The 21192-nt window shown below is 66.1% G+C and carries 21 protein-coding genes; 6 read left to right on the forward strand and 15 right to left on the reverse strand.

All coding sequences use genetic code 11. The annotated features are described in order from the left end of the window. Positions 1–307: 307 nt before the first annotated feature. Positions 308–958 carry a DUF2239 family protein gene (locus tag AC1DRP_RS21590; protein ID WP_476769495.1) on the reverse strand — a complete coding sequence of 217 codons (651 nt, stop codon included), beginning with the start codon at positions 956–958 and terminating at the stop codon, positions 308–310. 119 nt (positions 959–1077) lie between these two features. On the opposite strand from AC1DRP_RS21590, the gene AC1DRP_RS21595 reads away from it, so the two are divergent. The 3 genes from AC1DRP_RS21595 to AC1DRP_RS21605 all read left to right on the forward strand — a co-directional run bounded on the left by AC1DRP_RS21595 (position 1078) and on the right by AC1DRP_RS21605 (position 3275). Further along, positions 1078–1413: a GIY-YIG nuclease family protein gene (locus AC1DRP_RS21595; RefSeq protein WP_476769496.1), complete on the forward strand. Its 336-nt coding sequence runs from the start codon at positions 1078–1080 to the stop codon at positions 1411–1413. A gap of 16 nt (positions 1414–1429) precedes the next feature. Further along, complete coding sequence (locus tag AC1DRP_RS21600; protein ID WP_476769497.1) at positions 1430–2344, forward strand: alpha/beta fold hydrolase; 915 nt, start codon at positions 1430–1432, stop codon at positions 2342–2344. Positions 2345–2963: 619 nt separating this feature from the next. Then, positions 2964–3275: a hypothetical protein gene (locus tag AC1DRP_RS21605; RefSeq protein WP_441507209.1), complete on the forward strand. Its 312-nt coding sequence runs from the start codon at positions 2964–2966 to the stop codon at positions 3273–3275. Between the two features lie 198 nt (positions 3276–3473). Here AC1DRP_RS21605 and AC1DRP_RS21610 read toward each other — a convergent pair whose 3' ends face one another. After that, the gene (locus AC1DRP_RS21610; protein ID WP_476769498.1) at positions 3474–5075 is read right to left on the reverse strand and encodes an ABC transporter substrate-binding protein; all 1602 of its coding nucleotides are present in this window, start codon (positions 5073–5075) and stop codon (positions 3474–3476) included. 421 nt (positions 5076–5496) lie between these two features. Here AC1DRP_RS21610 and AC1DRP_RS21615 point away from each other — a divergent pair, with 421 nt between their 5' ends. Then, positions 5497–5916, forward strand: coding sequence for an OsmC family protein (locus tag AC1DRP_RS21615; RefSeq protein WP_476769499.1), 420 nt, complete (start codon positions 5497–5499; stop codon positions 5914–5916). A gap of 194 nt (positions 5917–6110) precedes the next feature. Here the strand turns inward: AC1DRP_RS21615 and AC1DRP_RS21620 are convergent, their stop codons facing one another. Next, on the reverse strand, positions 6111–7322 hold the full coding sequence (locus AC1DRP_RS21620) for a M24 family metallopeptidase (protein WP_476769500.1): 1212 nt from the start codon (positions 7320–7322) through the stop codon (positions 6111–6113). 402 nt (positions 7323–7724) lie between these two features. On the opposite strand from AC1DRP_RS21620, the gene AC1DRP_RS21625 reads away from it, so the two are divergent. Next, positions 7725–8069 (forward strand): hypothetical protein, encoded by a 345-nt coding sequence (locus AC1DRP_RS21625; RefSeq protein WP_441507213.1) that lies wholly within the window; start codon positions 7725–7727, stop codon positions 8067–8069. Between the two features lie 2 nt (positions 8070–8071). On the opposite strand, the gene AC1DRP_RS21630 is transcribed toward AC1DRP_RS21625, so the two are convergent. From AC1DRP_RS21630 to AC1DRP_RS21665, 8 genes are all read right to left on the reverse strand, one after another. Then, a complete protein-coding gene (locus AC1DRP_RS21630) occupies positions 8072–8941 on the reverse strand; it encodes an isocitrate lyase/PEP mutase family protein (protein ID WP_441507214.1) in 870 nt (289 codons plus the stop codon). A 99-nt stretch (positions 8942–9040) separates the two neighbouring features. Next, a complete protein-coding gene (locus AC1DRP_RS21635) occupies positions 9041–10228 on the reverse strand; it encodes an ABC transporter substrate-binding protein (RefSeq protein ID WP_441507215.1) in 1188 nt (395 codons plus the stop codon). A 61-nt stretch (positions 10229–10289) separates the two neighbouring features. Further along, entirely contained in the window at positions 10290–11012 is a 723-nt protein-coding gene (locus AC1DRP_RS21640; RefSeq protein WP_441507216.1) for an ABC transporter ATP-binding protein, read from the reverse strand. Further along, the gene (locus tag AC1DRP_RS21645) at positions 11009–11737 is read right to left on the reverse strand and encodes an ABC transporter ATP-binding protein (RefSeq protein WP_441492773.1); all 729 of its coding nucleotides are present in this window, start codon (positions 11735–11737) and stop codon (positions 11009–11011) included. Before AC1DRP_RS21645 ends, AC1DRP_RS21640 begins: the two co-directional genes overlap by 4 nt. Then, the gene (locus AC1DRP_RS21650; RefSeq protein WP_441492774.1) at positions 11734–12699 is read right to left on the reverse strand and encodes a branched-chain amino acid ABC transporter permease; all 966 of its coding nucleotides are present in this window, start codon (positions 12697–12699) and stop codon (positions 11734–11736) included. The genes AC1DRP_RS21645 and AC1DRP_RS21650 overlap by 4 nt, the downstream gene beginning before the upstream one ends. Next, positions 12696–13574 carry a branched-chain amino acid ABC transporter permease gene (locus AC1DRP_RS21655; RefSeq protein WP_476769501.1) on the reverse strand — a complete coding sequence of 293 codons (879 nt, stop codon included), beginning with the start codon at positions 13572–13574 and terminating at the stop codon, positions 12696–12698. The genes AC1DRP_RS21650 and AC1DRP_RS21655 overlap by 4 nt, the downstream gene beginning before the upstream one ends. A gap of 27 nt (positions 13575–13601) precedes the next feature. Beyond that, entirely contained in the window at positions 13602–14936 is a 1335-nt protein-coding gene (locus AC1DRP_RS21660) for a phenylacetate--CoA ligase family protein (RefSeq protein ID WP_476769502.1), read from the reverse strand. A 15-nt stretch (positions 14937–14951) separates the two neighbouring features. After that, positions 14952–15734, reverse strand: coding sequence for a citryl-CoA lyase (locus tag AC1DRP_RS21665; protein ID WP_476769503.1), 783 nt, complete (start codon positions 15732–15734; stop codon positions 14952–14954). A 194-nt stretch (positions 15735–15928) separates the two neighbouring features. Here AC1DRP_RS21665 and AC1DRP_RS21670 point away from each other — a divergent pair, with 194 nt between their 5' ends. Then, the gene (locus tag AC1DRP_RS21670) at positions 15929–16645 is read left to right on the forward strand and encodes a GntR family transcriptional regulator (protein ID WP_441492778.1); all 717 of its coding nucleotides are present in this window, start codon (positions 15929–15931) and stop codon (positions 16643–16645) included. 555 nt (positions 16646–17200) lie between these two features. Here the strand turns inward: AC1DRP_RS21670 and AC1DRP_RS21675 are convergent. From AC1DRP_RS21675 to AC1DRP_RS21690, 4 genes are all read right to left on the reverse strand, one after another. Continuing rightward, entirely contained in the window at positions 17201–18355 is a 1155-nt protein-coding gene (locus tag AC1DRP_RS21675) for an NAD(P)/FAD-dependent oxidoreductase (RefSeq protein ID WP_476769504.1), read from the reverse strand. Then, complete coding sequence (locus tag AC1DRP_RS21680; RefSeq protein ID WP_476769505.1) at positions 18352–19716, reverse strand: FAD/NAD(P)-dependent oxidoreductase; 1365 nt, start codon at positions 19714–19716, stop codon at positions 18352–18354. The genes AC1DRP_RS21675 and AC1DRP_RS21680 overlap by 4 nt, the downstream gene beginning before the upstream one ends. Continuing rightward, a complete protein-coding gene (locus AC1DRP_RS21685; RefSeq protein WP_441492781.1) occupies positions 19709–20023 on the reverse strand; it encodes a (2Fe-2S)-binding protein in 315 nt (104 codons plus the stop codon). Before AC1DRP_RS21685 ends, AC1DRP_RS21680 begins: the two co-directional genes overlap by 8 nt. An 88-nt stretch (positions 20024–20111) precedes the next feature. Continuing rightward, positions 20112–20936 carry an IclR family transcriptional regulator gene (locus tag AC1DRP_RS21690; RefSeq protein WP_441492782.1) on the reverse strand — a complete coding sequence of 275 codons (825 nt, stop codon included), beginning with the start codon at positions 20934–20936 and terminating at the stop codon, positions 20112–20114. Between the last annotated feature and the right edge of the window lie 256 nt (positions 20937–21192).

Raw genomic sequence — 21192 nt, forward strand, 5'->3', positions numbered from 1 at the left:
CCCTTGCCGCGTTCACAAGCGGAGGCCGGCGCGCACCGCGGCCGTCGCTGATCTCAGCGCATCAGCTCGTCCAGATCGGGCGGATCGTCATCGCTAAGGCATCGGCCCGAAAAGTGGATTGCGGTTTTCGGAAAAGCCGATGCAAACACAGAAGGTTAGATCACCGGACCGGATACGATATCCGGTCCGATGATCTGGTGGATAGAATCTGACGTTTTGTACCCGGCCACGATCGTCCTTGCGGCGGGCGGAAGGACGCCAGGGACTATGCGGATTAGCTGACGTTCCGAAGGTCGCAGGAGGGTGGTTAGCGGATTGTTGGATCCGCTTCCTGAGGGGCGCGAAGCGGACATGATCCAGTCGCCAGCTTCAAAGCATGGCGTCTTACGTCCGGCGGCCAAGCGTTCATGCGGTCGGCAAAGTCCCGATCCTCGCCCGCGAACAAGKACCGGATAGCATCCTCGAAGCCAGGAAGGTCACCGGCCAATGCGTTGAGAAAGCGGTAGGCGGCTTCGCGCGCGGCCTTGGCTTGGGTCTGGCCGCCATCGGATCGGCGAGCCTCGTCTACGAGGCGCCGTAAAACCTGTGATGTCCCGCCGGGCTGCGCGGAGAGCCATTCCCAGTGTCGGGGAAGCAGTGTGACCTCTCGGGCGACGACGCCTAGTTTCGGCCGCCCACGCCCGCGAGGCTCTGCATCGGTGTCCGAAGCCGTTTGCGTCCTGGCCGCCGCTGTCTTTCGCTTCCCCCGCTCGCTGAGACGGACCACGACTTCGGCGGTTGTGCCTCGCAGGTCGAGATCCACGACGGAGCCCGTAGCATCGTCGAAGACGAGAATGGACGCGTCAGCGCGGTCGCCTTCAGCGGCCTTGATCGCCAAGGCCACGTCAATCAGAGATCCAGCCGCTAGCTGCTCCGTGCCGACGAAAGCGGTGCAAATCTTGGACAGGTAATCGGACATAGGATCCTCCACTGCGAGTTATTACCCGGCCAAAAGGCGCACGTCAATATTGTCCGGGTAATATTGCTTTCTCAAACTGCTTCGGCTAGCTGTCGCCGCCGTCAGGAGGCGCTCACGTCATGAAACGCGAAGATCGGAAGGCAGCCGYAGCGGCCTATCGGAAACGAGAGATCGCGACCGGCATCTACGCCGTTCGCTGCATACCCACAGGTGCGGTCTGGGTGGGACAAGCTCCTGACTTGTCCACGATCCAGAACCGGCTTTGGTTCACCCTCCAGCTCGGAAACAACACGCATCGTTCCCTCCAGGACGCGTGGCGCGCCGAAGGACCGGAGGCATTCACGTTCGAGATCATCGAGCGTCTTGAGGAAGAAGAGAGCGACTATGTTCGCGCTCGCCTGCTGCAAGAGCGCCTCACGCACTGGGCAGACAAACTTCAGGCTACCCGGATTTGACGGCTGGAAGCGGACGATGATGAAGAACCTGAACAGTAACGGCATCACCCTGGCCTATGACAGCTTCGGTGAGGAAGCGGCGGAGGCCATCCTGCTCATCTCCGGACTGGGGACGCAGATGATCCGCTGGGCTGAACCCTTTTGCCGGGAACTGGCCGCGCTGGGTTACCGCGTCATCCGGTTCGACAATCGGGATGCCGGGCGTTCAACCTCCTTCGCCCAGCATGGAACCGTAGATGTCGGAACGCTGGTGTCTCTCCTCATGGCGGGACAGCGGCCACCTGTGACCTACACACTTGCCGACATGGCCGCGGATGCAATCGGCCTGCTTGATGCCCTCTCCATCCCGCAGGCCCATGTTGTTGGGCGCTCGATGGGCGGGATGATCGCTCAGATGATGGCGAGCGAGTACCCGTCCCGTGTTCTGTCGCTCACCTCGATCATGTCGGCGACGGGAAACCCGGCCCTGCCGTCGGCAGAACCAGACGCCATGACAATGATGATGCGGCCCGCACCCGATCCAGTCTTGGACGAGGCGGGCTTCCTTGATCACGGCGTCGCCTTCGCCCGGCGCGTCGCTGGCACCGCTTATTCGTTCGACGAAGAGGCTTGCCGTGCTCTCCTCCGGGAGGAGGTTCGGCGAGGTCGTGTACCAGGCGGGTTCGGGCGCCAATTTGCGGCAATTGCGCTGGCCGGTGACCGCCGGTCACAACTGGCTACGATCAAGGCGCCGACCCTCGTCATTCACGGGACGAACGATCCTCTCGTTCACCCCGGCTGCGGTCAGGATACCGCGGCGTCAATCCCGGATGCGGAGATGATGCTGATCGATGGGATGGGACACGATCTGCCCGCGCAGTTCTTCAGTACCGTGGCGCACGCCATCGACCGAACCGCCCGCCGTTCGCGGCCGTCGATTTTCGGAGCATAGGAAGGCACCTCTGGCCGCAAGTGAGTTCGGCGTCCGCTTCCCGGAGAGCCACCTCCCCGCTCCAATGGCACACATGGGTGGAAAGCTGAGATTTGGCTGGGAGCCAAAGGCGGACATGAGAAATTGAAGGTAGCTCCGGCCTGCCATCGCACGGATCGCAATCGGCCAGATGATTACTTTCTGAACTCAAGCTTGCGGTGACTGGCCGGATTTTCCGTTCACTTCACTTTCGCGATAATCGGAGGCTTCCAGGTGCCGTCGAGGATAGCTTTCTCCGCCATCGTCGACGCGCGGCCGGATCGTCACCTTGKCCTTCCGCGAGGCCGATGCCGCGCCGATCAGCGCCAGTGGCAGGCGCGCCGTCACCCTCACGCCGTTTGCGCGATCGGAGATAACACGCGGGGATTGCGAACCTCACCGATGCGTGAGTAGCCCGACACCCGAAACGGGTGTCAACGTAGGAGTGCCACCGCAGGTCATGCGAGCCTGCTGCCGGCATGGTGCGCGAAGATGCACCAGATGACGACGCTTCGGCGCCGGCATTGCCCCGTCAATGCAGGCGTCCGCCCACAGGAGGCGACTACGACGTTTCTCACGACGCGATAGGGAGCAAACAGCCATGAAGCCACTTGTCACTGCCAGCCGCTGCGCCAAGACCCTCACCCTTGCGCTGGGCACATCGCTTCTTGCCACGATGGCACTTGCGCAGGAGGGCCCAAACCTACGGACAATGCAGTGTGCCGAGGCCAAAGCCCTGGTCCAGTCGAAGGGCTCCGCCATTCTCAATTCGGGCCCCAACATCTTCAATCGCTACGTCAAGGATTCCGCGTTCTGTGCGGAGGACATGTATCTCACGCCCGCCTGGGTCAGGACCCAGAATTCGAGATCGTGCTTTGTCGGCTACACATGCTCCGACAACCGTGATGACTAGAAGTCCCGGCTGATGAACGGAATTCCCGCGTGGAGCGGCCTCAGCGCTTGAGACCCAGGCGTCCACGCGACGCGGGAGAGCTCAAAAGAGGCGCGGAGCCGTCGCCACGGGTCGACGCTGCGTCGACGTAAGAGCCCGGGCGGCCCGTTGCAGGGCCGGCCGCCCGGGTGTCGAATGGCCGTCGCCGATGTCAGCGCATCAGTTCGTCCTGCTCGGGCGGATATTCATCGCCAGCGTGTCTTCGTCGACGCGCGGCTTGATCGTCACCTTGGCCTTCTGCGAGGCCCATGCCGTGCCGATCAGCACCAGCGGCAGGCGCGGCCGGTCCTTGCCGATCAGCGCTCCGGCCTGCTCGAGCAGGTTGCGCCGCTTCGCCTCGTCGAGTTCGACCCCGGCGGCGTCGATCAGCCTGTCCAGTTCGGCATTGCTGTATCCGGTGACATTGTAGCCGCCCAGTCGGCGCGCGATATCGGCGGTGTGGGTCAGGGCCGCCAGCGTGTAGTGCGCTTCCCCCGTGGAGGTGCTCCAGCCGTAGAGGGTCAGCGAATACTCGCCGCGCTGCCGTGCCGGGAACAGGATCGTCGTCGGCTGCCCATTGGAGACGGCATCGATGCCGATCCTGGCAAGCATCTGGACGACGGCGGCGCCGACCTCTTTGTCACCCGGCAGTCGGTCGGTGGTGAAGCTCAGCGTCACCCTGAAGCCGTTGGGAAACCCGGCCTCTCCGAGCAGCTGCCTTGCGCGTGCGGCATCGGGCCTAGTGATCGGCAGATCGCGATTGAACCCGAAGATATTGGGTGTCACGAGCTGGCCGACGGGTTTGCCAAAACCTTCCATGGCGATCTCGGCCAGGGCCTGGCGATCGATCGCGAGATCGAAGGCTTCCCGGACGCGCGGATCGAGGAAGGGGTTCTTCGGCAAGGGCGAGCCGTCCCTGGCGAAGACCTGAGGGCTCTTCTCGCGGAAATCGAAGTCGACATTGAACAGATAGATCGTGTCCGTCTTTGTCACGGCGAGCTTGGGATCGCGGCCAAGCGAGGTCACGTCCGAGAGGGGCGCGCGGGCGATCAGGTCGACCTGGCCCGCCTTGAGTTGCGCGACCCGCGAGGCATCGTTTGGAATCTCCTTGCGCACCACGCGCTGCCAGGGCTCCTTCTCGCCCCAGAAACCGTCAAACCGCTCCAGGACCAGCTCGGAGCGCGGCGTCCACGAGACGAATTTGTAGGGCCCGGTCCCGATCGCGGCCTTGCCGGAGTTGAAGGCGGGATTCGCCGCCTCCGCCGTCAGCAGCTCCTTGGCGGCCTTGGACGAAACGATGAAGAGGCGCACGAAGTCGTTGGGCAGCGTCGGCGCCGGGCCGTCGGTCTCGACCCGCAGCGTATAGGGATCGATGATCGTCACCTCCTTGACGCGGCGGACATAGACGGAGACGGGGCTCGGTCCCTTGATCTGGCGCGAACGCTCGATCGAGAACTTGACGTCCTCGGCCGTGAAGGCGCTGCCGTCATGGAAGACGACGCCCTGGCGCAGCTTGAATTCCCAGGCGGTTTCCCCGACCGGTTTCCAGCTCAGCGCGAGCCGGGGCTCGAGCTGAAGCTCGTCGCCCGCCCAGACCAAGGTGTCGAAGACATGCTTCAAGGTCTCGGCATGCGTCCCCGTCGAGGTGAAATGCGGATCGACCGATTCCGGGCCGGCGCGAACGCCGATCGTCAGGGTTTGCGCGAAACCCGGGGCGGCTAGCGAGAGGGCCGTGCCGAAAGCCAGGGCGGCGAGCGAAAGGGAAAAGCGCTTCTTCATCATGGAACCGTTCTTGGAGCCTGGGGCGGCCGATATCTGGCCATGCGGACGCGCTCGGAAGAGTTCCGAGACGTCGGCAGGAGGGCGGTGGTGGGGAAGGGGGGATCTGTCGCGACGCGGCGTCGCGATAGATTTGTGGTCAGTGAATAGAATAGTTCTAGCTAGTGATCGAGCGTAATCGAGATAGACTTGCTTCTATAGGAGGTCGATCGCGATCATGTTGAATGATATCGAGCGGAGTGATTGAACGTCAACGAAATTGAATTGGCGATTATGCGGGCACGTCCAGAAATTAAATCCCTAGATAGCGGTCGTTCCGAAAGTTATTTCTTTTTTCAAAATTCGACGTCGTAAACTCTTATGCATCAAAGCTTGGGCGGCTAGTGTGCCCGTCCAGCCCAGTCGAACAGCAGGACACCAAGCGATGAGCGGACGATACAGCGTCACGGCCTCCACCTCCGGGGCGCCCGGTCGCTATGTGATCGAGGGGCACGGCAAGGTCCTGCTGTCCGATTCAGCCATGGTCCGGCAGATCCCTTCGGTCGCGCCGGGGCCGATCGAGCTTTTGGTCGCGGCCTTGGGGTCCTGCGCTCTCGCCAGCGCCGAAAGTGATGCGCTGGAGCATGGCATCGCCTTCCAGGCGATCTCCGCAGCGGTGGATGCGACGCGCGACGAGCAGGACGAGACGCGCTTCTCGGCGATCCATGTCGCCATTTCGGTCACGGGGGTGTCTGCGGCCGAGGCGCCCAAGCTGCTCGGCCACCTTCTCGATCAATGCCCGATCTTCAACACCTTGCGCCGCGGTGGCGGCGAGGTGACCGCCACAATCGCCGCGCTGCCCTGAGCGGCCCACATATTCGCAGGCGGGCCGATGCTTCGGCTGGTGTCGAGGGCCTGGGTCCCGCTCGCGAGGATTTATCGACATATGCCCGCCCGGTGGGCAGGCTCTTCTTCTACTACTTCTGCGACCCAGGCTGAACCCTGGGTCGCAGGAGCGCAGGCGCGTCCCTTGCTGCGACTTGCCTTGCCGCGAGAGGCTCAGGCTTCGTAGCCGAAGGGATCGTCGACGCTGTGGGCCGGCTGCGTGAACCAGCGCGCACCGCCTTCCGCCATATAGGCGATGTCCTCGAGGCGAACGCCGAATTCGCCGTAGATGCACATCATCGGCTCGACCGAGAAGCACATCCCCGCCGCCAGCGGCGTCCGGCTGCCCTTGACCATGAAAGGCTCCTCGTGGATCTCGAGGCCGAGACCGTGGCCGGTGCGATGGGGCAGGCCCGGCACCTTGTAGCCGGGGCCGAAGCCTGCGGCCTCGATCACGCCGCGCGCAGCCTGGTCGACGGCCTCGCAGGGCGCGCCGAGCACGGCCGCCCCGAACCCGGCGAGCTGTGCGCGCTTCTCCAGGTTCCAGATCTCGCGCTGACGCTCTGTCGGCTCACCGAAGACATAGGTTCGGGTGATGTCGGAGTGATAGCCGCCGAGCCTGGTCCCCGTGTCGATGAGCACCATGTCGCCGTCCGCCAGCGTCTGCGGATAGGGGACGCCGTGCGGATAGGCGGTGGCTTCGCCGAACTGCGCGGCGCCGAAGGTCGAGCTCAGCCCGAGCTTGCGATGGGCGCGGTCGAGGAATTCGACCAGCTCCGTCGTCGTCAGGCCGACGCGCAGCACCCGCGCCGCAGCCCGGTGGACCTCCATGGTGATGTCCATGGCACGCTGGATCAGCGCGATCTCGGCTGCCGATTTCAGCTGGCGGCAGGAAGCGGCGATCGGGCCGCCGCTGGCGAAGCTGTAGCGGTTGCCGGCCTTGCGTAATCCGTCGGCGATGAAGAAGGGGGTATGGGGGTCGAGTGCGACGGTGCCGCTCTCATAGCCGAGGCTGCGGATCGTCTCGACGACGAGCGCGGTCGGGTCCTCATGCTCTTCCCAGCAGCGCACATCCTCGCCGAACTGCATGTATTCGCGCGTCTTCGGCTCCTCGAAGGCCGGGCTGAGATAGACGATGTCGCCCTCTGCCGGGATGATCGCGCCATGCAAGCGCTCGGTGAGCTTGAGCTGGATGCCGGTGAAATAGTGCAGGTTGGCCGAGGTATCGAGATAGAGCGCCTGCAGCCCCTGCTCGCGCAGGAGCGCTTGCGCCTTTGCGATGCGGGCCTTGAACTCGGCGACCGCGATCGGCTCGACGCCGGACGTCATCGAATTCAGCCTGGCGAGTTCCGCCTCGAAGCTCGAGCCTCCCACCCCAATCGTCATCGGTCGTCATCCCCTTGGTTCGTTCGGTTCCCGGAATGCTGTTCCGGCGCGCGCTGGCACGGCTGGGCGATAGATCCTGGCCCGTCGTCCCGCTGCAGTGCGTGTTGATAGTGCCTTGCATATYATTCGTCGACAATGACGCGAAAGGCATCGCCGGGTTGCGATAGCGCGTGCGTGACCCTCGCATCGATCGAAGATGCGCTCAGTCGCTCCGGGCAGAGGGATGTGTGGCACGGCGGGCGAGCGCTGTGCTAAGTTTGGCCCGTCGCGTGCAGGCGAGATGAGGCGCCGGCTCGTCCGGTGGGGGATCGCGGTCATCCCGCGGATGCCGAGCCCCACAATCCGTCACGCCGACCTGATCATGAGGCGCTCTCCCACGTTTGTCCGACGGGAGGACAACCGATGCGACACACCCTGACCGACAAGGCGTTTGCGGTGGCCCTGGTCCTGGCCGCGACATCGCCAGCCTGGGCGCAGGATCAACGCCCCGGGTTCAGCCAATCCCTCACCTGCAGCTTCAGCCACGACCAGGGGGAAACGAGGATCACCCTGAGTGGCCGCTGCTCCGGCGCGCTCGACTTCAGCCTCTCCGTCCAGATCGAGCGCCGGGACGCGTCGCGGACGAGGGGGCAGGAGAGAACCTTCCGCGAGGGCACGGGGCCCATAGCTGACATCGCTGAGCCAAGGTCAGGTTCTGGCGTATCCGGCACGCAAAGATGGCGAGCGATCGGTGGCTTCGATCTCTGACGTCAGCTCTCCCCGTCTTCTGCGTGCGCTCGTTCGAACGCCCAGACGCGCTCGAAGCCGATCATGTGGACGAATTCAGTGAACGGGTAGAGCTGGCCATCCCAATTTCGCGTCGAGCCGGTCGACTTGAGATGCGCGAAAACCGCCTGMAGCGTGCTCGCGGCGGCGAGCAGTCCGGCAACCGGGTAGATCGCGATCCTGTATCCGAGCCCCTCCAACTCCGCGCGGCTCAGGATCGGCGTGCGGCCACCCTCGACCATGTTCGCCACCAGCGGGGCGTCGAAGGTCCGGCCGATCCGCTCCATTTCCTCGACGCTTTCGGGCGATTCGATGAACAGGATATCGGCGCCGGCCTTCAGGAAGGCCTCTCCTCGGCGCAGTGCCTCGTCCAGGCCGAGCGCCGTGCGGGCATCGGTCCGGGCGATGATCTTGAACGCGGGCGACGAGCGCGCATCGGCCGCGACCTTGATCTTGCGGACGGCATCCTCGAGCGGAATCACCCGGCGGCTCGGAGTATGGCCGCATTTCTTGGGGAATTCCTGGTCTTCGAGCTGGATCGCCTGGGCGCCGCTCGCCTCGTAGCCGCGAACGGTATGGTCGACATTGAGCAGGCCGCCATAGCCGGTGTCGCCATCGGCTATGAGCGGCGTCGCGGTGCCTTCGGCGATCTGGCGGACGCGCCCGACCATGTCGGTATAGGTCGCCAGACCGGCATCGGGATAGCCGAGATGGGAGGCGACGACGCCGAAGCCTGTCATGTAGAGCGCGTCGAATTCGGCCTGGTCGGCGAGCTTGGCCGAAACCAGGTCATAGACGCCCGGCGCGACGATCAGCCCGGGCCGGCTCAGGCGTTCGGAAAATGTCTCGGGCATGGGTGATTCCTGCTGACGCGGGGCCGGCCGCCTGCGACGGCGGCCGGGACGATGGCATTGGCCGGGCTCTCTTTGCGCCCGGCTCTCTTGGGCCGGGTTCTATTGCGCGGGGTAGGTGATCTTGGCCGCGGCCTTCTCGGCCGGCCAGACGACCTCTTGGCCCCCGTCGGGCTTGTACTGCACGGCGATCATGCTCGCGTCGGTGATGAGCTGGTGCTTGCCCCCCATCTCCGAGGCCGTGTAGGCGACTTTGCCATAGGGCGTGTCGAAGGTCGTGGAGCCGAGATTGGCCAGGATCTTGGCCCGGTCCCAGGAGCCGGCCGCCTTGGCTGCATCGCGCAAGGTCTGCATGGCGACGTAGCCCTGCACCGCGCTCGACACGACTTCGCCGCCACGCTTCGCCTCGGCTTTCTTGACCCATTCTGCCAGGCCCGGCGTCGTCTGCTTGGCCGACCAGAGATCGACGACGACGACATTGTCGCCGGCTGGGCCGAAATCGGAGCGCTTCTCGCCGGCGCCCTGAGTGACGAGCAGCTTCGGCTTGATGCCGAGCTGCAAGGCCTGCCGGGCGATCTGGAGATTGTCCCCGGAATAGCCGATCAGGAAGAGGATGTCCGGGTTGAGGCCCTTGGCCCGGTTGAGGATCGGCGAGAAATCCGGCGTCCCAGCACGGAAGGGCTCGTTCATCACCACCTCCAGGCCGGCTTCCTTGGCGTATTGCTGGGTGAACTTGGCGCCGTCGGTGCCGTAGAGCTTGTCCTCATAGGCGATGGCCAGCGTCTTTACGCCCGGAATGCTCTTGAAGAAGTTCACCGCAGCCTTCTGGCGATGATAGTCCCAGATGTAGACGTGGTGGTACCAATCGTTCTTGCCGAAGGTCTCCTCCAGCCGGACGGAGGACGAGCCTGGATGGATGAAGATCGGCTCGTAGCGCTGCACGGCGCTGAGCAGCGCAAAATCCGAGGTGCTGCCGAAGCCGCCGACGAAGGCGTCGACCTTGTCCTGCGTCGCGAGCTTCGCCGCGATGCTGGCCGAGGTATTGGGCTCGCCCTTGGTATCCTCAATGACGAGCTCGATCTTGCGGCCGAACAACCCGCCCGCCTCGTTGATCTCGTCGGCGGCGTATTGAATGCCCCAGAGGATCTGGGTGCCGCCACCGGCGAGCGCTCCGGTCAGCGGCAGCGGCACGCCGATCTTGATCGGCGCCTGTTGTGCGAATGCGGGCGCGGCGATTGCCGTCCCTGCGAGCATGGCGCCCGCCACGAGGCCTCTCAACTTGGTCCACATCGTGCTTTCCTCCCTGAATTCGCCTGCTCGCAGACGGCAGGTCTTCGCTTGGGTTCTCAGGCTAAAATCCGAGATAGGCGATCCTGAGTTTCTCGTTGCCGGCCATGTCCTGCATCGTCCCGGTCAGGGCGACCTGCCCCTCGTCGAGCACGAGGCACGTATCTGCGACGCTCATGGCGGCGGCGAAGTTCTGCTCCGCCATCACGATGGCGCAGCCACTCGCCGCCTTGACGCGCCCGAGCGCCTCGAACAATTCCTCGACCAGCTTGGGCGCCAGCCCGGCCGAGGGCTCGTCCAGCACCAGCACGCGGGGCTCGATCATCAGCGCGCGCCCGATCGCCAGCATCTGGCGCTGCCCGCCGCTCATCGAACCGGCGAGTTGCCCGGCGCGCTCGCGCAGGATGGGAAAGAGCGCGAAGATGGTCTCGAAGAGACGCTCGCGCTCGCCAGCGGCCGCTCGCGGCGAGAGGGCCTCGAAGGCGCCGCGCAGGTTTTCCTCGACCGTGGCATTGGCGAAGCAGCGTGCGCCGTCGGGAACGAAGGCGACGCGGGCGCGCGCGAGTTGCCAGGGCGACAGCCCGGACAGATCCAGGCCGTCAAGCCTGAGGCTGCGCCGCCCCGTCTCGACCGTGCCGATGAGCGCGCGCAGCGCGGTCGTCTTGCCGGCCCCGTTGGGACCGAGCAGGACCAGGAGCTCGCCGCCCGAGACCGCGAGCGACAGGCCGGGCAGGACGACGAGCTCGCCGTAACCCGCCTTCTCGATGGAGACTTCGAACCGGTTCACAGCGAGAACCCCTTGCCCAGATAGGCTTCCCGGACACTGGCATCCTGCAGCACGTCCTGGGGCTTGCCCTGTGCGAGCAGCCGGCCCTGATTGAGGACGATGGCATGGCCGCACAGACGCGCGATGATGCGCATGACGTGCTCGATCACCACGACCGTGACGCCAGAGGCATGGATCTCGCGAACCAGGCCGATCACCTGGTCGGTATCCTCCAGGCTCAGCCCGGCCATGGCCTCGTCGAGCAGGAGAACCGTGGGGCGGCAGGCGAGGGCACGGGCGATCTCCAGCCTTCGCAGATCCGAGACCGAGAGCTGGCCGCAGCGCGTGCCGACCGCGGGACGCAGGCCGCAATAGCGGGCGAGATCGCCGGCGCTGCGCGCGCCGCCGGGCAGGGCGCGGCCGGAACGCGCATAGGTCAGCGGGACCGAGATCACCTCCTCGATGGTCAGTTCCTTCGGTACGCGCGGAACCTGATAGGTCCGCGCCAAGCCGCGATGGACGATCAGGTCGGGACGCAGCCCGTTGATCGGCTCGCCGCCGAGGCTGATCTTGCCTGTGCGCGGCGGGATCTGCCCGGAGACCATGTTGACGAAAGTGCTCTTGCCCGACCCGTTCGGCCCGATCAGCGCCGTGATCGCCTGGCCGGGCACGTCCAGCGTCACCTCGTCGATCGCCTTGAGGCCGCCAAAGGCGACGGTGCATGTCTCGACGCTGATCGCTGTCATGATGCGAGCCTCGGCTTGGTCTGCGCCTGCCCTGACCTGGGCCGACGCCGCCGCAGCCGGTGCCGGACGAAGCCCACCAGCCCCTCCGGCATGCCGACGATGAACAGGATGATGACGGCGCCATAGACGACCTGATAGCCGACGCCGCCGACGACATGACGCGCGACCTCTTCGAGCAGACGCAGCACCACGGCGCCGACCAGCGGGCCGAGCGTCGTGTCCATGCCGCCGAGGATGGTCACGGCGAGCGGCAGGACGTTCCAGTTGGTGGTGAAGACATCGTCGGGAATGACRTATCCGTAGAGGCCGCAATAGCAGGCACCGGCGAGGCCCGCGACCATCCCGGAGACGACGAAGGCCAGGATTTTCAGCCGCGTGACAGGCACACCCGAGGCAGCCGCGAGATCGGGATTGTTCCTGATCATGAAGAAGGCCGGACGAAAGCGCCTGCCGAGGAAAATGTCGCTGACGATGGCGGCCGCGACCAGGCAGCCGGTGATGAACAGGAGCTGCAGCGGCGGCGATCCACCCGCGATGACCGGCGGCATGATGCCGGTCGAGCCGCCCGTCAGCCCCGGCGTGACCAAGATCACGACATGGATCGACAGGCTGAAGGACAGGGTCGCGATGGTGAAATAGAGCCGCCGCAGGCGCAACGTCACTGCGCCCAGCAGCAAGGCGACCACGCCGCAGAGCAGGATGCCAACGGTCCAGCCGAGCACGGGGCCGAGCACGGGCGTCAGCAAGGCCGAGCCATAGCCACCGATGCCGAAGAAGGCGGCGTGGCCGAGCGAGACCTGGCCGGTGCGGGACAGGATATCCCAGGCCAATGCGAGGATGGCCGAGATCGCCGTGCCGATCGCGACCTGAACCAGAAAGGGCCGATCCGCGGCCGCGATCAGCAGGAGTGGCGCCGCAATCGCCGCATAGAGGGCGAGCCGTGCGGGAAGACCGGAACTCATGCCTGCACCTGCTTGCCGAACAGGCCGCTCGGGCGCACCAGGAGGACGAGCAGCAGAACCAGGAAGGAGACGCCGAAGCCCCAACTGCCGCCTCCCGATACGAAGGTGCTGATCAGGCCTTCGATCAGGGCGAGGATGGCCGCCCCGATCAGCGCGCCGGGGATATTGCCGAGGCCGCCGAGCGCGATGATCGCGAAGGCGCGGATGACGAGGTCGACGCCGACCGTCGGCTGAACGTAAAGCACGAGCGCGACGAGCCCGCCGGAGATGCCGGCGGCCGCACCGCCGATCGCGAATGACAGCTCGAAGACGCGGTCGACATTGATGCCAGCATGCATGGCGAGCACGGGGTCGTCGCTGGCGAAGCGCATCTGCGTGCCGTAGCGGGTGTGGTTCTTGATGCCGAGCATGACCAGGAAGAGCAGCAGGCCGACCAGCGCGACGACGATATTGTTGCCGGGAATGGTCACGCCTGCGAACTGGAGCGAGGGCAACAGCGCCGGCGCCTGCATCACCCGCGCATCCGGCGACCACAGAATGATCGCGATATTGAGGATCAGGATGGACAGGCCGAGCGTCGCCAGAAGCTGATTGTGCTCGTCCTGCTTCAGCACGCGGGCCAGGAAGCCGCGATAGACCAGGATGGAGAACAGGCCGAGCGCGACGCCCGAGGCCAGCATGCCCAGCCAGGGCGACAGGCCGTAGCCGGTATAGAGCCAATAGGTCAGGAAGGCGCCGAGCATGACGAATTCGCCATGCGCGAAATTGATGATGCGCGTCACGCCGACCGTGAGCGTGAGCCCGGCCGCCACGGCCGCGTAGAGGCCGGCCACGCAGAGCKACAGCAGAACCGCCTGGACGATCGACGCGGTCACGTCCGCCTGTCCTCCACGCAGAGCGCCTCAGTCATCGACCGTCTCCGTCGACGCTTCGGAGAAATCGAGCAGTCGCGACTTGTACTCGCTGCGCGGCAGCGTGCCGGCCGGGGCGAGGTGCACGGTGGTGGTCACCACCAGCGTGGCGCGGATATCGCTCTCGATCTTCTCGCGCAGACCATCCGAGGCGGTCTCGCCTTCGGCAAGCTCGACGACGACCTTGAGCGGCGGTGCCTGCTTGACGCCCTTCGCGGAGGGGCGGACCGAGACCACGCCGGTGACGGCGGGCGCGAACCGGTTGACGACCTCGCGGATCGCCGAGGGAAACACGTTCACGCCGCGGACGATCAGCATGTCGTCGGTCCGGCCAATGCAGCGCACCCGCGGCGACGTGCGGCCGCAGGAACAGGCCCCCGTGCGCAGGACGACATGGTCGCGGCTGCGAAAGCGCAGCAGCGGCGCGCCGCGATGCCTGAGATGGGTGTAGACGAGTTCGCCGGTCGCGCCGTCGGTCTGCGGAACCTGCTTGCCGGTCTCGGGATCGATCAGCTCGAAATGCACGAAGCCGCGGCCGGAAAAATGCATGCCCTGCTGCTGCTCGCACTCGCCCCAGAGCGAGACGGAAATATCGCCGATCCCCATCGCCTCGGTGACCTTGGCATTCCAGGCCTGTTCGAGCTTCTCGCGCATGGCCGGCTCGCCGCCGCCGGGTTCGCCGGCCACCATGATCCGCCTGATGCTGCTATTGGGCAGGTCGAGCCCGCGCGCCTCGCCGATCTCGGCGAGATGCAGCGCATAGGACGGGGTGCAGGCGAGGATCTGCGGCTTGAGCAGTTTCACGGCGGCGAGCAGCCGCTCGGTATTCCCGGTCCCGACCGGGATGTGGCAGAGGCCGAGGCGGGGGAAGGAATCGAGTGCGGCGCCGGCGACGAACGGCCCGGCATTATAGGTCGAGATGACGCGCTCGCCCTTGCTCAGGCCGCTGGCGCCGTAGCTGCGGGCGGAGGTTCGGACCCAGTTTTCCAGATCGCCTGCGGTCAGCGGAATATAGCTTGGAATCCCGGTCGTGCCGCTGGTGGAGAAGATGCGCACCACCTCCTCCAGGGGCGCTGCGAGATGCGTCCCGATCGGATGGGCCTCGCTGCGGCTCTGCCGCAATTCATCCTTCTCGGTCAGGGGCAGGGCTTCGATGTCGTCGAGCCCGCCGACCGATTCCGGCGTCGCGAAGCCGTTCGCCTGCAGCTTGTCGCGAAAGAAACGCGAGTGTTCGAAGAGATAGCCGACCTGTTCGCGATAGAGGCGGTCGTCAAGCGCGCGCTGCTCGGGCCAGGGAAGTGTCTCGATATCGGGCTCTTGGAGCATGTCCCGGTCCTTCGCTTACATCGTGGGGTCGTAGGCGATCGCTTCCTCGGCGTGGTGCGCGAGAATGAAGCCGATCGGGCGCTTTTGTTCCTCGGCGAGATGCCCGAGAAGTCCCGCGGTGCGGGCCAGGATCGGCACGGCCTTGATCATCGTGTGCGGGAAATCGAGGTCCATCAGCACGGCAGCGATCGGACCGGAGACGTTGAGCGGCATCYGGCGGCCCCATGCCGTGGCGACAGCGCTGCGCATCCGCTTCAGGAGGTCGAGATGGCGACCGGAAATGCCGCGTTCCTCGACCAGGGCGAAGATCCGCTCGGTTCGCGGATCGACGGGATGATGGATCGGGTGGCCGAAGCCCGGCATCTTGCCGCCCTCGCGCCGTGTCCTGGCGGCGATGTCGTTGACGACGGCATCGGGATCCTCACCGGCATCGACCCGGGCAGCGGCTTCGGCGAGCACCTTGGCGCACAGCTCGGCCGTGCCCAGAACCACCGTGCCGCAGCCGAGAATTCCGGCGGCAACGGCGCATTGCAGGCTGTCGGGCGCTGCGGCCAGCGTCATGCGGGCGGCCTGCGCCGTCGGTGTCAGCCCATGCTCGGCGATCGCGACGAGGAGAAGATCGAGGAAATAGCGCTGCTGCTCCGACGGCTTTTCGCCGGTCACCAGGAAGAAGAAGAAATCGGTGAAGCCATAATGGCCCATGATCTCGCTGGCGAAGTCCCTGCCCCGGATCTCGATCCGGTCCGGAGTGGACGTACAGATGCCCGTGATGGCCGGGCCGGCCTTGCCAATCAACATGTCGCTCCTCCTGCCGCAGCCAGCACGAGGCGAAGCGAAAGCCGCGCAGCGGCGAGAGCCGTGCGATCAGTCCCGGATGGGGGACAGGCGTTTCCTCTTCGCCGCTTTCGGCTTGTTTTGTCTTTTAAGTTTGTAGGACAATATTGCAGGTCGAAACGTTGTCAACCGGGTTTCCTGCTGATAGGCAGATCGTCATGACGACACTCGACACCCACCTCGCCAGCGCTCTGCCGGAGCCCGAGAACGCCGAAGGCCCGGCGCGCGGCGGAACCGTCGAATACGTCCTTGATCATTTGCGCGCCGGTGTGCTCCAGGGGCGCTATGCGCCGGGCCAACGCCTGATCGAAGCCGACCTGACGCGCGATCTGCGGGTCAGCAGGGGGCCGCTACGCGAGGCCTTTCGACGCCTCTCCGCGGAGGGCATTCTTGAGATCGTGCCGCATCGCGGCGCCCTCGTGCGCCGCCTGACCCTGCGCGAGATGAAGGAGCTGTTCCAGATCAGGCTCGGCCTGGAGACCCTCGCTGCCCGGCTGGCTGCGGAAGCGATGGCCGATCCGGTGACGAAAGCGCGGTTCGAGCGGGAGATCGAGGCGATCTGGGACGAGCACCCGCGCCCTCCGGGCGCTGAATATATCGACGAAAACCATCAGTTTCACGATGCGGTCGTCGCGGCGAGCGGCAACGAGCAATTGCTCAAGCTGACGCGGCAGCTTCGGCTCCCTGTCCTGATGTATCAGCTGGCGGGAACACTGAAGGCCGAGAACATCGCCGCTTCGCTGGCCGAGCATCGCGCCATCGCGCGCGCCATCCTCGCCGGCGACGCCGCACTGGCCGAAGTGCATGTGAAGGACCATCTGCAGCGCGCCATGGGCCTCGCGCAGGCCATGCCACACCGGGTTTTCGCTCGCTAGCTCATCGGACCGGACATCGTATCCGCCCCGATGATCTAACCCTTTGTGTTAGCATCGGCTTTGCCCCGAAAACCGCAATCCACTTTTCGGGCCGATCCTTTAACGCATCGCAGCGGCACGTCTTCGGCGGCGAGCCCCATCCTGCTCGCTGTTTTTCGACCGGCGATCTGAGAGACGCGTGGCTTCGCGTGGCGCCGGAAGGCGCTGCGCGCACACTCGCGCAAGACCCGCTACCAGAGCCGCAACATAGCTGCGCCCCCGACGAATAGAGGCTCCGATGGCTCTCTCAGGGGGGGCGGGCGACCAGGCGACGAAGGCGATCATCCGTGCCGCGACGGAACCGCGCCTGTCCCTGTCGCTTGGATACAAGGGCAAGATCCGAGGGAACATCGACTGGCAACATCGACTGGCAAGATCCCCGGCGATCTCGGCCGCGCGGCGGCCGCGATGAGCAGCTCCCGGCCGATCCCGGTCATGCCCATGATCCCGGAAAACCGCCAGCCCGTGCTGGTCGTTGGCGGGCTTCCGCAGGATCGGCAGCGCGCTTTGGGGGCGTCAGTCGAACTCCTTGCGGAATTTCTCGCTGACGGTGGCTGCCTGGCGGAAGCGCCCGATCGAGAAGGGCTCCAGCGGCGTCTGCGTTGCGCCGTCCACGATCATCTCGCTGAGGCATAATCCGACGCCGGGGCCGATCTGGAAGCCGTGGCCGCAGAAGCCGAAGGCATGGAACAGCCCGGCGGTCGTCTCGCTCGGCCCGATCACCGGGATCATGTCTGGCAGATAGGCCTCGATGCCGGACCAGGCGCGGATGACATGGCAATGCGCGAGCATCGGCGCGACACGCGCCAGCGCCCGCATCGCCGCCAGCGTCTTGGCGGGAGGGACGGGGGCCCGGTTCGCCTCCGGATCGGCCGCCGTGCGCGGATAGCCGGCCAGGATGATGTTGCCGCGCGGGATCTGCCGGAAGATCACCGACCCGTCGATCGCCTGGACGGAGGGCCCGATCGCGTAGGGAAACGGCTCCGTCACGAATTGCGGCGGGCCGGCCGGAAAGACCGGCGCGGTCTCGCCGAACCGCTCCGCGATGTCGAGCGCCCAGGCGCCGGCGCAGTTGACGAGCGCGCCGCAGCTCAGCCGCGCGCCATCGGCGAGCGTCAGCGCGAAGCCGTCGCCCGCGCGATCCACGGCGGTGACGCGGGTGTTCTCGCGGATGACGGCGCCGAGCCTGGCCGCGGCCCGCGMCACGGCCGGCGTCGCGATCCTGGGATTGGCCGTGGCGTCGCGTGCCGAAAACGTGGCGGCGACGGCCCGTTCGCCGAGCCAGGGCCAGCGCCGCCGGAGCTCGGCAGGTCCGACCCGCTCGATCGCCAGCCCGTAGGATTCCGAGACCCCGGCATAGCCCTCGAGCTTGGCCTGCTCCGCCTCGTCATAGGCGAGATAGAGATGGCCGGTTTGCTCGAACTCGCACTCCTCGCCGATCAGGGCATCGAAATCCTCCCAGAGGGCCTGGGAGCGCAGGGACAGCGGGTACTGCCCGGGAAAGCGGCCCTGAAGCCGCAGGTTTCCGAAGTTGACGCCGCTCGACTGGGCGCCGACCAGGCCTTTCTCGATCACGGTCACGCTGTGCCCGCGCCGCGCCAGGAAGAAGGCGGTCCAGGCGCCGATCAGCCCGCCGCCGACGATCGCGACATCGCTCGTGCGCTCGCTCATGCCGCATCCCCGGCTGCCGCGAGCGCAATCGGCTTGACCGGGGCCTGGCCGCGCAGCCGCCCGGCGCAAGCGCCATCCTGCCCGCTCTTCGCCGCCACGATCTCTTGCAGGGCAGGGCCGCAGACCCGGCCCTGGCAGCGGCCCATTCCACAGCGCGTCATCGCCTTGACCCGGTTGACCTCGATCGGCCCGAGCTCCTTCTCCATCGCCGCGCGCACCTCGCCGACCGTCACGTTCTCGCAGCGGCACAGCGTCACGGAATCCGGCAGGACGGCGATCTGCGCCGCCGGCCAGGCGAAGGCGCGCGCCAGCCCGAGCTGGAAAGCACGCAGGCGCTCGACCTGCCGTGCCAGCCGCCGCACCGCCTCGCTATCCTGCGGATGGCCGAGATCAGCGAGAATCGCGTGGGCGGCGAGCGCGCCGCTCGCTTCGGCCGCGTCGGCGCCGCCGATCCGCACCCCGTCTCCGGCGAGGTAGAGGCCCGGCCTCGCCCGGCCCAGGCTGTCGATCCTGGGCAGGTGCAGCCGGAAATCCGGGTCATAGGCGAACTCGRCCCGCGCCAGGTCGGCCAGTTGCGTCTCGGGCTTCAGGCCGTAGCCGAGCGCGACGGCATCGCAGGCGAAGCGGCGTTCGCGGCCACGCGCATCGGCCAGCACCAGAGCCTCGACGCGGTCCGCGCCCTCGACGGCGATCGGCGTCACGCCGTGCAGCATCTCGGTGCCGGCGCGGAGGGACGCGCCCATGTACCAGATGCCCCGCAGCAGCGTCCGGGGCGCTCGCAGCAGGGCCGGGATCGTGGCGGCCTTGGCGGCGAAGGGCGTCGTATCGGCGATCACGGCGATCTGCGCGCCCATGTCGCGATACTGCTTCGCCGCCAGCGCCAGCAGGGGCGACGAGCCGAGGAAGGCGACGCGGCTTCCGATCAGGCAGCCCTGATCCTTCAGCGCGACCTGGGCGCCGCCGAGCGTGAACACGCCGGGCAGGGTCCAGCCGGGCAGGGGCGCCACCCGGTCCATCGCGCCGCTGGCGATCAGCAGCCTGTCGAAAGCGAGCGTCTCGGCCCGCTCGTCGCACAGCAGATGCAGCTGGTTGCCGTCGATGGCCCAGACCAGCGTCCGCGGGCGGTAATCGATCTTCGGGCGCAAGGCCGCGAAGCGGCGATGCAACGCAACGTATTTCCCGGCCTCCGAACCCATCAGCCTGGTCATGTCGAGCGCGAGATCATCGGCCGGCCGGCGATAGCCTTGCCCGCCCGCCCGCGCGCCCTCGTCGATCAGGATGGGCCGCAGCCCCTGTGCGCAAAGCACCTCGGCTGCGCTGATGCCGGCCGGGCCAGCGCCGATGATGACGATGTCAGCCATGGGCGCCAGCCACAGGCTGCGGTTCGGCAAACAGCACCATGCCGTCGGCGACCTTTGTGGTGCAGGCCCTGAGCCTGCCGCCTTCAGCGCTCCAGACCCAGCAATCCTGGCAGGCCCCCATCAGGCAGAAGCCGGCCCGCGGCTCGCCGCCGAATTCCAGCCGGCGGAGCAGCGCGCCGTTCGCCAGCAGCGCGGCGAGGACGCTGTCGCCACTCGTCGCCCGGATGGTCGTGCCGTCGAAGCTGAGCGTCGCGGGGGGCCCGGTACGGGCTGCCACGCGGCGGAACTGGGCCTTCGGAGCGTCCATGCGGGGTCCAGGAATTATTTCAATGCAATAATAGTTTTCGAATATTGATAAAACACGCGTCGACCGTCAAGCGCCTCGTGCTTGCGGTTCAGACGCGCGAGATCGCGTGCGCGGTGGCGATGACCAGGGAGGAAAACCGGGAGACGACCTCCGCATGGCTATAGCGCGAGGTCGAGGTGGCGATGTTCACGGCGGCCTCCGGACGGCCGTGATGATCGACGATCACCGCGGCGATCGAGGCGTCGCCGAGATAGACCTCCTCGAAGGCGGTGGCGTAGCCCTGCGCCGCCGCCTGGCGCAGCTTCGCTTGCAGGGCATCGCGCTGCCAGGTCGTCGAGGGCGTGTGGGCCTGGAGGTCGGAGGCGTCGATGATCGCCATCGCCTCGTCCTCCGGCAGGCGCGAGAGCATGGCGATGCCCGGCGCGGTGCAATAGGCCGGCATCCGCGTGCCGATGATGACGTCGGTGTTCAGCACATGGCGACTGAGAAAGCGCGAGACGAAGATGATCTCGGTTCCCTCGCGCACGGTGAGATTGACCGTCTCCTCCGTCTCCTTGCTCAGATGCATGAGATAGGGCATCGCCCGGTCGAGAAGACGGCTGCTGCGCACGAAATGATAGCCGAGATCGAGCGTCTTCGCGGTCAGCTCGAAGCGCTTTGTCTGCGCATCCTTGCGGAGATAGCCGAGCCTGGTCAGCGTGTGGGTGAAGCGCTGCGCGGCGCTGACATCCATCCCCGTCTCTGAGGCGACCTGTGACAGGTTGAGCGTCTGGTGCTGGCGGCCGAAGGCGGACAGCACCCGGAAGGCCTTCTCGACCGAGTTGACCATCAGCGCATCGTCCTTGCGCCCGGCCTGATCGGCTGGTGCCGCCGCTTTCCTGCGGCCGTTCTGTGTCGCTTCCGGCATCGTCATCGGGGCTGTTCTCCTCGCTCAATCAATGGCCGTGGCCAATGGCCTTGACAAGGTGAGCCTTTCGCGCAGATTATTCAATAGAAGTTATCGCATAACAATAAACATTCATCGGAGAGCGGTATGACGGACTCTGTTCTGGTCGAACTGCGTGGCGCTGTCGGCATCCTGACCCTCAATCGCCCGGAGATACTCAACGCCTGGAACGCGCCGATGCGCTCCCGCCTCGTCGAGGGGCTCGACGAGCTCGAAGCCAACG

The organism is Allobosea sp. 01N443 (assembly GCF_056399325.1).